Source organism: Nocardia sp. NPDC004068 (assembly GCF_042874315.1).
Lineage (GTDB): Bacteria > Actinomycetota > Actinomycetes > Mycobacteriales > Mycobacteriaceae > Nocardia.
This window is the reverse complement of the sequence record NZ_JBIAMW010000008.1, coordinates 1-12620: the sequence shown is the minus strand read 5'-3', so window position 1 is coordinate 12620 and position 12620 is coordinate 1. Positions and strand designations below refer to the sequence as shown.

The window sequence follows — 12620 nt, the reverse complement described above, 5'->3', positions numbered from 1 at the left end:
GCCGTACATCGGCTGGTGGTGTCGGTTAAGTTCCTTTCGGAGCGTTGGGACCGAATGGGGGATTTGCGTGGACCGGAGCCGCGCGCGCTCGCGCGGGGCGGTACCGTGTGGCAGCATTGCCCGAAACATCCTGAGTCGCAACGTATTCGATGTAGTACGACGACGGAATGGCTGCTGCTCAACGGGTTTCATCGCAGCGATCCGTCGACAGTTTGGAGATCAACTGTGACCGAGTCGCATTGGCCGACCGCCGCCGCGGTGAACGACGACACCACGGTGATCCGGCAATCGCCGTTCGATCGCGGCGAACCGGGTTTTCCGATGTACGACCAGGCATTCGCCGACGATCCGCACGGCGCGTGCGAGATGCTACGGGACAAGTACGGTTCCCTCGCGCCCGTCGAACTCGCCCCGGGGGTGCCCGCGACGCTGGTGCTGAGCTATCGCACCGCGGTGCGGATCCTGCACGATCCCGACCGTTTTCCGGCCGACCCGCGCATCTGGCAGCGCAGCCTGCCCGCCGGTCACCCGTTGCTGCCGATGCTGGAGTGGCGGCCCAACGCGCTGCGCAATTCCGGTCTGGCACATGCCCGTTACGGTGAGGCGAACCGCGACGCGATCGACGGCGCGGACAAGCACGCGATGCACCGCGCCATCGAACGCATCGCCATCGATCTGATCAACGGCTTCTGCACCGGCGTCGAGGGCGAGGCGATGGTGCGCGTCGACCTGCTGGGCCAGTACATCTATCCGCTGGTGTACCAGGTGCTGGGCCATCTGCTGGGCTTCGAGACCGACACCCTGCAGAAGGTCGGCGAGGGGATGGCGGCCATCTTCGACGCGGCCGGTGACGCCGACGAGGGCAACCGGCTGCTGATGGGCGCGCTGTTCGAACACATCGCGCGCAAACGGGAGTCGCCGGGCCAGGACATCACCTCGCGGCTCATCGATCACCGCAACAACCTCACCGACGAGGAGATCGCGCATCAACTGGTCACCCTGCACGGCGGCGGCAGCGAACCGCAGGTGCATCTGATCAGCAACACGCTGTTGCTCATGCTCACCGACGAGCGGTTCGCGGGCAACCTCCTCGATGGCAGCCTGTCCACGCTGGACGCGCTGGACGAGGTGCTGTTCACCAATCCACCACTGGCGAACTACTGCGTCACCTATCCGCGGCAGCCCGTCGTCATCGACGACACCTGGCTACCCGCACACGAACCGGTGGTGATCAGTATGGCGGCGTGCAACCGCGATCCGGAGGCCCGCGCGCTGAGTGTGCGCGGCAATCGCTCGCATCTGGCGTTCTCGGCGGGCGAGCATCACTGCCCCGCCCGCAAGGAGGGACTCCAGATCGCCCAGGACGCCGTCGATCAGCTCCTCGACGCTCTTCCCGACATGCAGTTGGCGGTCCGGACCGACGAATTGGTCTGGCGCCCAGGGCCGTTCCACCGGGCCCTGACCGAGCTGCCGGTCACCTTCCCGAAATCTCCACCGTTGCATGTCTAGATGAGGAGATACACATGGAGCACACCGACGCGTTGACACTGGACGTCGCGGGCGCCGACATCCAGGGCGAGTCCGCGGCCCTGCGCGAGCGCGGGCCCGTCGTCCCGGTGCTGTTACCCGAGGGCGTGCCGGCCTGGTCGATCACCGATCAACAGATTCTGCGCGGTCTGCTCCTCGACCCGCGGGTCTCCAAGGACGCCCGGCAGCACTGGCCCGCCTTCATCAAGGAGGAGGTCGGGCAGAGCTGGCCGCTGTACACCTGGGTGGCGGTCAACAATATGTTCACCGCGTACGGGGACGACCACACTCGGCTACGGAAACTGGTGCGGCCCGCGTTCTCGCCGCGCCGGACCGAGGCGATGCGGCCGCGGGTCGAGGCCATCGCCGCCGATCTGCTCGACCGGCTGGCCGAGACACCGGCCGGGGAGCCGGTCGACCTGCGAGAGGGGTACTGCTATCCGCTGCCCATCCGGGTCATCTCCGAACTCATGGGCGTGCCCGAGAATTTGGGGCCGGGGCTGCGGACCTGTGTGGACGGCATCTTCGACACGTCGCTGACGCCGGAGCAGGCCGGGGCGAATTACCTGGAGATGCAACGGATTCTGCGTGAACTGGTCGCGTATCGGCGGGAGCATCCCGGCGACGACATGACCAGCGTCCTGATCGGTCACCGCGACGAGGAGGACGGTTCGCGGCTCAGCGAGCAGGAGTTGGTCGACACCCTGCTGCTGGTCATCAGCGCCGGGCACGAGACCACGGTCAACCTGCTCGACCAGGCGATCTACCTGCTGCTGACCCATCCCGAGCAGCGCGCCGCGCTGGAGTCGGGCGCGATCGAGTGGCGGGAGCTGGTGGAGGAGGCGCTGCGGTTCGAGGCGCCCGTCGCGCATCTGCCGCTGCGCTACGCGGTCGAGGACATCGATCTCGAGACCGCGGCCGGGACCGTCCGGATCGCCGCGGGCGAGGCCATTCTCGCCTCCTACGCGGCGGCCAACCGGGATCCGAAGGTGTACGGGCCGACGGCCGAGGAGTTCGACATCACCCGAAAGGAGAAGGACCACTTGGCCTTCGGGTGGGGAAAGCATTTGTGCCTCGGGGCCGCGCTGGCCCGGTTGGAGGCCGATATCGCGCTGTCGGCGATCTTCGCGCGATTCCCCGGAATGCGTTTGGCGACCGACGATTTGGGGACCGTGCCCAGTTTCATCTCCAACGGTCACGGGCGATTGCCGGTATTGCTGGAAGCCTGAGACGGGAAAAGGCCCGGGGCGCGGGAGCTTTCGTGCCGCGTCCCGGGCCTGTCCATCGTCGCGGACAGCAGGACGCGATTACTCGGGCTTGTAATGCGTCGTGGCCGCCTTCACCGACTCACCCTTCTCATCGAGCAGACCGGCGGCCACGAGAGCGGGCTTGGATTTGTCGAATTTGCCCTGTCCCGCCGCGACCTCGACGGTGACCATCTTGGCCTTTCCGTCGCATTCGGCCTCCTGCACCTTCTCCCCCGCGGCCTCGTCCGGACTCGGATTCGCCTGCAGCACACCGGCGGCGAGATAGACGACCTTGTCGTCCTTCGAGCAGCTGTACTTCACCTCGACCTTCGCCGAATCCTCGCTGACCTCGACCTTCCCGATCGACAACTCCGCATCCGGCCGCGCGTTCGCGACGCCGACCCCGGCCATACCCCCGCCGAGCACGAGCGCGGTGAGCGATCCGACCGCCATCATGCGGGGCACCACATTTCCGAGCCGTTGCATCTTGGTCCTTCCAGTTGGGTGAATGGTCCATGGCTATTCGTTGCGGGGAGTGACTGGGGACGGGTGGCGGTGAGGGGCAAATGGTTTGGGTCCGGAATAGCCTATTTGGCCGGGTCGGTACCGACGACCGTCGAAACCGATTCCGCAACCCCTTCGGGTTCAACGGTCGTGGCGAGATCGCAGTAGTCGTGAGGTTTACTATGTATGCCGGTGAGCTGTCGGTCTTTTCGCGAGAATCGAGGCGTGACGGGGAGCATGCGCTGGGTCCAGCATTCGGCGATACGGGCGGCACGACGGACGACGGCGATCGCCAAGGGAAACGCGCGCGGGCTCGCGGATATCGGCCTGTTCTGGTCGATTGCCACGGCACTGGTGGTCGGCGTCCTTCTGGCAGTCGGTATGGAGTGGGTGCTGCGTCGATTCATCGCTACCAGCACTGCTCCCGCCGCGCCGATCGACATCACGAAGTTGTCGCTAACCATTGTCGCCGGTGTCGGCGGCGTCGTCGCGCTGGTCGTCGCGTATCGCCGCCAACGCGATCTGGAACAAGGCCGGTTCGTCGAACGGTTCGGCGCCGCGGCGGCGCAACTCGGCGCTACCGATGTGGCCGTACGCATCGCCGGCGTATATGCGATGGCCGGTGTGGCCGACGAATCCCGTAGGCTGCGCCGTCAGCAGTGCATCGACGTATTGTGCGGGTATCTCCGCCTGCCCTACGCACCCGACCTCGGTGGCAACCACCAGAGCAAAAGTGTCCGAAGAAGGCGCGGTCGCGGCGGCGTAGGTGAGCACGAGGACTATTTCGAATTCCGCCAGAACGACCGCGAGGTACGGACGGCCATCGTTCGTGTCATTGCCGCTCGAGTGCGACCGACCGCTGAATTCAGTTGGTCGGCTTGTGATTTCGACTTCCGCGCCGCTTACCTCGAAGACGCCTACTTCGGTACGTCGATCTTCTCCGGTACGGCCCGGTTCAGCAACGCCAGATTCACCGGCACGGCCGGGTTCAGCGGTGCGACGTTCTCCGGCACAGCCTGGTTCGACGGTGTGACATTCTCCAGCGACGCCGATTTCGACCGCGCGACGTTCCTCGACGCCGCCAGGTTCGACGGCGCCACATTCTCGGACACCGCGAGGTTCAGCCACACGAAGTTCAGCAGCGCCGCGTGGTTCACCGAGGCTACATTCGGCGATACGGCCGGATTCAGCGACGCGAGATTCTCCGGCACAGCCGGATTCGGCGGGACGACATTCTCCGGCCCGGCCGAATTCAGCGGCGTGACGTACTACGGCGACGCCTGGTACGGCGATACGAGATTCGCTGATACCACCAGGTTCGGCGGGACGACGTTCTCCAGCACCGCCTGGTTCAGCGACGCCCGATTCACCGGCCCCACCAGGTTCGGGGGTGCGAGGTTCGCCGCCGACGCCTGGTTCGGCCACACCTCCTTCTCGGGACCCACCTCCTTCGAGAACGTGGATTTCGGAACCGAGCTCGTCTCATTCGCCAATCCGAGGCAGTGGGGTCCCCCGGAGCCGGTCTTCGACTGGTCCACGGACCTCTCCCGAAAACCGCGCAACGTCAAGCCGGACAACTGGCTACCCGCGACGGAAACGTTCGCCGCGCCCGTAAGGTGAGCAGAGGGCCGGAATACTGTCCGTCAAACCCGATCGCGCAGCCCCTTCGCGAAGGCGTGTGCCGCCTCGAGATCCGACGGCCCCGGCCGACCCCGATACCGACCCCCGACCAGCCGGAACGGAAGCCAGGTATCGAAACCGCGGCAGTCGAACGTACCGATGACCTCGAATCCCTTCTCCTCCAGCGAGGTTGACATGCGCCGGAGGTATCGACGATAGGGCGGCTCGGGAAATCCACTGGTGGCGAAGACGAATGCCTTACCGTCCTCCCGCTGTGGTAGCGCGGCCACCAACCGCCGGAGCGTGGGATGAAAGTCCAGATCGAAAATCCCCGAGCCGAAACCGACCAACGTCGCCGCCGCCAAATCCTTCGGATCGACCTCCTCGGGAGCCACGATCACGGCGTCGAGTTCCTGCCCGATCGCCTCGGCGATCCGCGCGGTATTGCCATGGGACACCGACGCGCACACGATCACGGCCGAAGTCTGTGGTTGCTCAGTCGTTTCCATGAGCATGGAGACTCCGGTCGGGGCGGAGGTGTGACAGGTCGAGGGGGTGAGCTGTGACACAGGCTGAAGAAGGATGTGCCCCCGGGCGCGGCGCGTACTGGATCTGCGTGTAACACACTCGACTTCGACACCCGCTGTCACGCAATACAATTCGATAGGTGATCAAAGCCTCACCAGCTACCCGTCGCCTCTTCCTCATCGCCTCGGCGGCCTGCCTCTTCGGCGCTTCCCTCGGCTTCTCCGCGGGCCTGACCCTCAATGTCTACGGCGACCGAATTCCGCGCATCCAGCAGTACACCGCCCAGGAGAAACAGTTCCTCGACGGGCTCGACTCCTACGACGGCCAACTCCGCGTCATGGCGTGGAAATACCGGCGAGAAAGCGTGGACCTCGCCAAAGCCGTCGTCGCCGACCTGCGAACCGAAATCGCCGCCCATCCCAACAGCGACCGCGGCCCGCAACGAGTCTTCGTGGCCCGCCGCGTCACCTACCAATACGCCGTATCGAAGGAGGAGGCCGAGACTTTCGTCACCCTGGCGGCTACCTATCTCGCACCCGAATTGCTGTAGGCCGCAGCTCGATTGCCGGACACCTTGCTGGTTCTCGCTGTCGCAGGGGTGGCCGGTTGTGTCGGCCTGGGCCTGCGCGAGGTGTCGTCGATGTCTTTGCTCGTCCGGATGCACGACGAAGACCAGGTGGCCATCACCACGGCAGGAACGGGATGTGTAGATGCAGTACGTGCCCCCGGTGGGGATCGAACCCACACTGTACGGATTTTAAGTCCGCTGCCTCTGCCAATTGGGCTACGGGGGCGTGCCGGGTCAGCCTAACGGATTTGTACGGGCGTCTCGGAATTGTTTGAGGACTTGATCAGTGGACTCCTCTCATGAGGGCGGTGATCTTAGGGGCCTGGGTGTGGGTCAGGAGGCCGATGGCTATGGCTACCAGGCCGGTCAGGGCGAAGTAGGGGATCTCGGCGTCGGGGGTGTAGAAGCGGGCCAGGACGCCGGAGAGGGCGGTGCCGAGGCCTACCGAGAAGAAGTAGAGGGCCATCATCTGGGCTCGGAAGGCTCGGGGGGCGAGTTGGGTGGTGACGGCCAGGCCGATGGGGGACAGCAGGAGTTCGGAGACGGCGAAGCCGCCGAGGATCAGGAAGACCAGCAGGGCGGGTACGGTTTTGCCGTCGAAACCCGCGAGCGGGACGAACAGCAGGAATGACGCGCCCATGCCCATGACGCCGTAGGCGAACTTGTGCGGGGTGCTGGGGGCGCGGGTGCCGAGGCGGGTCCACATCATCGCGAACAGGGGTGACAGCGCGATGATCCAGACGGGTTCCTCGGAGCCGATCCAGTTCGAGGGGGCGGTCCAGCCGAGCAGCGACCAGTTCATGCGTTCGTCGGAGTAGACCGCGAGCACGGTGAAGATCTGCTGGAACAGCGACCAGAACACGGCGTTGGCGACGAACAGCGGAATGAACGCGCGGACCCGGGTGCGCTCGAGCGGGGTCACCCGCGGATGGGTCAGCATGACCGCGAAGTAGGCGATCGAGGCGACCGCGATGACGCCGGTGGTCACCCACGACAGGTTGCCCAGGGTGAGCAGTCTCGTCGCGATCGCGATCACCACCACGACGAGCAGCACGACCACGAACCCGACCGAGCGGCCGATCTCGTTGGGCCGCAACGGGTTCGGAACCTCCCGCCCGTGCGTGCCGAGGTTGCGCCGAAACACCACGTACTGCGCGAGACCCAGCGTCATCCCGACCGCGGCCGCGCCGAAACCCCAGTGGAATCCGATATCCCGTTGCAGCACACCGGTGATCAGCGGCCCGACGAACGCGCCGAGGTTGATGCCGAGATAGAACAGCGTGAAACCGCCGTCCGCCCGCGCGTCACCCTTCTCGTAGAGCGTGCCCAGCAACGAGGAGGCGTTCGCCTTGAGCGCGCCGCTGCCCAGCGCCACCAGCACCAGGCCCACCCCGACACCGGTGAGTCCGGGCAGGATCGCCAGCGCGATGTGTCCGGCCACCACGACCACGCCGCCGTAGAACACCGTGCGTTCCATGCCGAGCAGGCGGTCGGCGACCCAGCCGCCCAGCACCGTCGACAGGTACACCAGACCGCCGTACGCGCCGACAATGCCCGTGGCCGTGGACTGTTCCAGGCCCAGCCCGCCCTCGGCCAGCGAGTAGTACAGGTAGTAGCCCAGGATCGTGAGCATGCCGTAGAAGGAGAACCGCTCCCACAGCTCGACGCCGAACAGGTTCACCAGCCCGATCGGATGCCCGAACAGCGTCCGCTCGGTGCGCCCCTGTTCGAGGTGGGCCCCTTCCGTCATGCGCTCGACCTTTCCATGCCATCGCAATCTTTCAGCAACCGGGGTTGTGGTCGCCTGAACTCCGGGCGATCCGGGTGTGGATCGCCGCGGCCAGCAGAGTAGCGGGATATGTCTGTCGAGGAAGCGAATTCCGGTCAGATTGTTGGACGCTCGAGCAATTTGCTCACAATGTGCACAAGTGCGGGCGAGCCGCCTTGGCACCGTGCACTACCGCGCACCGGAGCGCGGACGCGTCCTCGAACAGGTGTGTCTACAGCGTCGAGAGCGCGATCCCGTCGAGGATGTCGTGCTCGCTGACGATCAACTCGGAAATGCCCGCGCGCCGGGCGAGTTCGTCGGCGAGCACCTCGGTGATCACGGCCCCGCCGCCGATGACGTCGACGCGGCCGGGATGCATCGGGCCCAGCGCGGCGCGCTCGTCGTGGTTCATGCCGATCAGGCGATGGCACACCGTGCGCAACTCGTCCAGCGGCAGTCGGGTGAGATGCACCTTCTCCGAATCGTATTCGGGTAGATCGAGCGCGACGGCGGCGATGGTGGTCATGGTCCCGGCCACGCCGACCCAGGTGCGCGCGCGGCCGACCGGAACCGTGCCGAACGCCTGCGCCAGCCGCTGCGAGGCGAAGAACCGGGCCGAGGCGACCTCCTCGGGGGTGGGCGGATTACCGTGCAGGCAGCGCTCGGTGATGCGGACGCAGCCGATGTCGGCGGAGTAGGCCGCGGTCACGCCGGTCGCGTCGCCGAGCACGACCTCGGTGGAGCCGCCGCCGAGATCGACCACGACGAACGGTCCCTCGTCGTCGGCGAGTTCACCGACCGCCCCCGCGAACGACAGCCGGGCCTCCTCGTCGCCGGTGATCACCTCGGCCGTCGCGCCGGGCACGACGCGGCCCAGTTCGGCGGCGGCCATGGTGAAGAAGTCGTCGCGGTTGCTCGCGTCGCGGGTGGCGGAGGTGGCGACCATGCGCACGCGGGTGACCTCGTTGTCGCGCATGAGGTCGACGTAGTCGTGCAGGGCGACGCGGGTCCGCTCGATGGCCTCGGGATTGAGCACGCCGGTCGCGTCGACGCCCTGGCCGAGACGCACGATGCGCATCTCGCGGTGCACGTCGGCGAGGCGGCCGTCGGCGTCGACGTCCGCGATCAGCAGTCGAATCGAATTCGTGCCGCAGTCGACCGCGGCCACCCGGTTACTCATCGCGTTCCTCTCCCGCCGAATGTGGCTGGTACCGTTCGTATTTCGGCCAATCCGCGGGAATCGCGGTGCCGCGCAGTCCGGTGTCGGCGGCCAGGGCGACCGCCTCGTCGCCGAGCGGGTTCACCCCCGGGCCCTTGGCCAGGGCGTGCGCCATCAGCACGTGCAGACATTTCACCCGATCGGGCATGCCGCCGCCGCTGAAATCGGTGCCCAGCGACTCGATTTCGTCGCGTTCGGCCAGATAGCCCTCGTGCGCGCGGCGGTAGGCCGCGGCCAGTTCGGGATCGGCGGCGAGGCGTTCGGTCATGCCGCGCATGAGTCCGGCGGCCTCCTGACGGCTCGCCTCGGCGGTCAGCCGGGGATCGGTCAGGTAGTACAGCGTGGGGAACGGGGTGCCGTCGGGTAGTCGCGGTGCGGTCTTCACCACGGCGGGCTGACCGTCGGGCGTGCGGTAGGCCACGGCCAGCACCCCACGCGGCGGGCGTCCGAGCTGACGGGCGACGATCTCGAGATCGGCCTCGCTCGGCTGCCCACCCTCGCGTGCCGAGTGGGTGTCGGGCTGGGTCACCGGGGCGCTCCTTCGGGGGTAGGCGAAACCTGTTGTGCGGGTTGGGGAGTGGACACGCTGCGCCACAGCTCGGTGTACCAGGGGTCCGGTTTGCGCGGGGGCGCGATCTGGGCGGGGACGGGGGGTTGCTCGATGCCGGGCACCTGCACGATGTACGGCGTCTCCCCCGGCATGACCAGGCGCAACCGGTTGCGCGCCTCGGATCGGATGTAGGCCGGATCCTGTTGCTGGGCACGGCGATCGCGCAGCCGCGCCAGATCGTCCTCGAGTTCGTGGCGCTGCTGGGTGAGCTGGGCGGCCTCGGCGCGCTGGCTGAAATACGTGCGCATCGGCACCGCGAGGGTGAGCGCGAGCGCGCACAGCACGGCCGCGAGGATCACCGCCCGCCCGGTGGACAGGCCGAGGATCTTGCGGTCGTGCCGATCGTGCGACTTCGACTTCGCCTTGGCCGCAGCGGTTTCCGGCTTGCGGTCGCGGCGCTGGACCGCGCGCTTGCCCGCGGCGGTGCGCGCCGCGGGGGCCGACGCACCGGCCGCGCGTTCGGGGCGCGATCGGGACGACCGCGACGAGCGGCGTTCTCCACGTCCGGCCGGACTGGTTCCGCGCGCTCGTCGCTCCGTCATCTCACACCTCGAAAGTCGGTACCGATTGATCGACTCGCGACGACGTTACTAGTCCTCGGCGACGAAGCGCGGGAACGCGACGTCCCCGGCGTAGCGGGCCGAATCGCCCAGCGCGTCCTCGATGCGCAGCAGCTGGTTGTACTTGGCGACGCGCTCGCTGCGGGCGGGGGCGCCGGTCTTGATCTGGCCGCTGCCGACCGCCACCGCCAGGTCGGCGATGGTGGTGTCCTCGGTCTCGCCGGAGCGGTGGCTCATCATGGTCTTGTAGCCGTTGCGATGGGCCAGCTCGACCGCGTCGAGGGTCTCGGTGAGGGTGCCGATCTGGTTGACCTTGACCAGCAGCGCGTTGGCGGCGCCCTTGGCGATGCCGTCCTCGAGGCGCTCGGGGTTGGTGACGAACAGGTCGTCGCCGACGAGCTGGACCTTCTCGCCGAGCTGATCGGTGAGGGCGACCCAGCCGTCCCAGTCGTCCTCCGACAGCGGATCCTCGATGGAGACCAGCGGGTAGGCCGAGAGCAGTTCGGCGTAGAAGTCGGCCATCTGCGCGGCGGTCTTGTCCGCGCCCTCGAACTTGTAACCCGAACCGGCCGTGTAGAACTCGGTGGCGGCGACGTCGAGCGCCAGGGCGACATCGGTGCCGAGTTTGTAGCCCGCCTTGCCGATGGCGGCGGCGATCAGGTCGAGCGCCTCGCGGGTGCCGCCCGCGAGGTCGGGGGCGAAACCGCCCTCGTCGCCGAGGCCGGTGGCCAGGCCCTTGGTCTTCAGTTCGGCCTTGAGCGCGTGGTAGACCTCCGCGCCCCAGCGCAGCGCCTCCTTGAAGGTGGGCGCGCCGATCGGGGCGATCATGAATTCCTGGACGTCGACGCTGGTGTCGGCGTGGGCGCCGCCGTTGAGGATGTTCATCATCGGGACCGGCAGCACATGGGCGTTGGGGCCGCCCAGGTAGCGGAACAGTTCCAGACCCGAGGACTCGGCGGCGGCGCGGGCCACCGCGAGCGACGCGCCGAGCAGGGCGTTCGCGCCGAGGCGGGACTTGTCGGGGGTGCCGTCGAGGTCCAGCAGGACCTGATCGACGGTGCGCTGCTCGACCGCGTCCAGACCGATGATGGCCGGGGCGATCTCGTCGAGGACGCCCTCGACGGCCTTCTGCACGCCCTTGCCGCCGTAGCGGTCACCGCCGTCGCGCAACTCCACGGCCTCGTGCTCGCCGGTGGACGCGCCGGAGGGCACGGCCGCGCGGGTCAGCGTGCCGTCGTCGAGAGCGATCTCGACCTCGACGGTGGGGTTACCGCGCGAATCCAGGATCTCGCGAGCTCCGACCTGTTCGATGATGGCCACGAAAACGACACTCCTTCGGCTGTGGACTCCGTCCCGCTCACCGCCGTCCATGAGCAGGTCGCACGGCGAGCCCGTGCACCCGCGAGCCTAACGCAGGGCGCGGGCGGGTACCTCGACCAGATCCCAGCCGCACCCCTTGCATGGAGACGCGCCGGTGACGCGCCGAAAATAATTCTCAGGCGCGACGGCCGACGCTGTACGCGGCCGCGTGATCGCGGACCTTCAGCATGTAGTCGCGGGACTGGTTGTAGGTGAACAGAGCTCGCTGCCAGCCCTCGGGCGTGGTCAGGTCGCCGCCGCTGACACACAGGTAGCGGGCGGCGGTGAGGGCGGCGTCGTCGATGTTGTCCGGGTCGGCCACGCCGTCGCCGTTGGCGTCGACGCCGAAGCGCTGCCAGGTCTCGGGGAGGAATTGGAAGGGGCCTTCGGCGCGGACGTAGACCGGGGCGCCGGTGCGGGCGGTCTCGGTCTCGTCGAGAATCCTTGCGACGCCCGGGGATCCGTCGAGGGGCACGCCGCGGATCGGTGGCCGCACCTCGCCGTCGGCGTCGAGGCTGGAGCCGCCGTGGCTGCCGTGTTTGCTCTCCACCCCGGCGATGCCCGCGATCGTGGTCCAGGCGATCCCGCAATTCGGTTGGGCGCGAGCCATGATCGCCGCGGCGTACCCGTACGCCTCCAACGCGATCACCGGAATCCGCAGCGCCCCCGCCTGCTCCCCCGCCCAATCCCGCAACTGCTCGGCCGCCCGCCCGGGCGCGTCGAGATCGATGACCGGCACCGCCGTCCCCGGCCCCGGCGGAATCCCCTCGGGAATCGGCGGCAACTTCTCCCCGATCCCACACCCCGCCACCCCGACCACAAGGGCCACGAGCACCACCCCGCCCCGCACCACCCCGGCAGAGGCCCTGAACTTCCTCGAACGCACACCCCCATCATCCAGCCTCCCCACCCCTTCCCAGCTGAACCACCCCGAGCGATCCCCAGGACCACGAACCCAGCCGCACCCTTTATTCGAATCCGCACCCCTTGCACGGCTCTACAGAGGGTGCGGATCGGGACTGTCTGAGATCTTGTGGGTCGGATGGTGATCGGAGAAGCTGGGGCGGTTTGTCTCAGCGGAAGGGATCATCGTGTCGGAGGAGTCGAGGC

12 protein-coding genes and 1 tRNA gene are annotated in these 12620 nt (G+C 67.5%); 4 read left to right on the top strand and 9 right to left on the bottom strand.

All coding sequences use genetic code 11. The annotated features are described in order from the left end of the window. Positions 1-225 precede the first annotated feature (225 nt). Positions 226-1509 (top strand): cytochrome P450, encoded by a 1284-nt coding sequence (locus tag ACFYTQ_RS20765; RefSeq protein WP_387363141.1) that lies wholly within the window; start codon positions 226-228, stop codon positions 1507-1509. Between the two features lie 14 nt (positions 1510-1523). After that, on the top strand, positions 1524-2756 hold the full coding sequence (locus ACFYTQ_RS20760; RefSeq protein ID WP_387363138.1) for a cytochrome P450: 1233 nt from the start codon (positions 1524-1526) through the stop codon (positions 2754-2756). 78 nt (positions 2757-2834) lie between these two features. On the opposite strand, the gene ACFYTQ_RS20755 is transcribed toward ACFYTQ_RS20760, so the two are convergent. Next, positions 2835-3260: a hypothetical protein gene (locus ACFYTQ_RS20755; protein WP_387363135.1), complete on the bottom strand. Its 426-nt coding sequence runs from the start codon at positions 3258-3260 to the stop codon at positions 2835-2837. Between the two features lie 243 nt (positions 3261-3503). Here ACFYTQ_RS20755 and ACFYTQ_RS20750 point away from each other — a divergent pair, with 243 nt between their 5' ends. Beyond that, complete coding sequence (locus ACFYTQ_RS20750; RefSeq protein WP_387363132.1) at positions 3504-4898, top strand: pentapeptide repeat-containing protein; 1395 nt, start codon at positions 3504-3506, stop codon at positions 4896-4898. A gap of 23 nt (positions 4899-4921) precedes the next feature. Here the strand turns inward: ACFYTQ_RS20750 and ACFYTQ_RS20745 are convergent, their stop codons facing one another. Further along, entirely contained in the window at positions 4922-5407 is a 486-nt protein-coding gene (locus ACFYTQ_RS20745; protein WP_387363129.1) for a flavodoxin family protein, read from the bottom strand. A 158-nt stretch (positions 5408-5565) separates the two neighbouring features. On the opposite strand from ACFYTQ_RS20745, the gene ACFYTQ_RS20740 reads away from it, so the two are divergent. Then, the gene (locus tag ACFYTQ_RS20740) at positions 5566-5976 is read left to right on the top strand and encodes a hypothetical protein (protein WP_387363126.1); all 411 of its coding nucleotides are present in this window, start codon (positions 5566-5568) and stop codon (positions 5974-5976) included. Between the two features lie 170 nt (positions 5977-6146). Here the strand turns inward: ACFYTQ_RS20740 and ACFYTQ_RS20735 are convergent. From ACFYTQ_RS20735 to ACFYTQ_RS20705, 7 genes are all read right to left on the bottom strand, one after another. Next, positions 6147-6220 (bottom strand) — tRNA-Leu (locus ACFYTQ_RS20735). 57 nt (positions 6221-6277) lie between these two features. After that, positions 6278-7744: a peptide MFS transporter gene (locus ACFYTQ_RS20730; RefSeq protein ID WP_387363123.1), complete on the bottom strand. Its 1467-nt coding sequence runs from the start codon at positions 7742-7744 to the stop codon at positions 6278-6280. Positions 7745-7994: 250 nt separating this feature from the next. Further along, positions 7995-8942 carry an exopolyphosphatase gene (locus ACFYTQ_RS20725; RefSeq protein WP_387363121.1) on the bottom strand — a complete coding sequence of 316 codons (948 nt, stop codon included), beginning with the start codon at positions 8940-8942 and terminating at the stop codon, positions 7995-7997. Beyond that, on the bottom strand, positions 8935-9510 hold the full coding sequence (locus tag ACFYTQ_RS20720; RefSeq protein WP_387363118.1) for a DUF501 domain-containing protein: 576 nt from the start codon (positions 9508-9510) through the stop codon (positions 8935-8937). The genes ACFYTQ_RS20725 and ACFYTQ_RS20720 overlap by 8 nt, the downstream gene beginning before the upstream one ends. Further along, positions 9507-10133 (bottom strand): septum formation initiator family protein, encoded by a 627-nt coding sequence (locus ACFYTQ_RS20715; protein ID WP_387363115.1) that lies wholly within the window; start codon positions 10131-10133, stop codon positions 9507-9509. The genes ACFYTQ_RS20720 and ACFYTQ_RS20715 overlap by 4 nt, the downstream gene beginning before the upstream one ends. Before the next feature lie 48 nt (positions 10134-10181). Then, a complete protein-coding gene (gene eno / locus ACFYTQ_RS20710; protein WP_387363112.1) occupies positions 10182-11471 on the bottom strand; it encodes a phosphopyruvate hydratase in 1290 nt (429 codons plus the stop codon). A 175-nt stretch (positions 11472-11646) separates the two neighbouring features. Continuing rightward, entirely contained in the window at positions 11647-12396 is a 750-nt protein-coding gene (locus tag ACFYTQ_RS20705) for a lytic transglycosylase domain-containing protein (RefSeq protein WP_387363109.1), read from the bottom strand. Between the last annotated feature and the right edge of the window lie 224 nt (positions 12397-12620).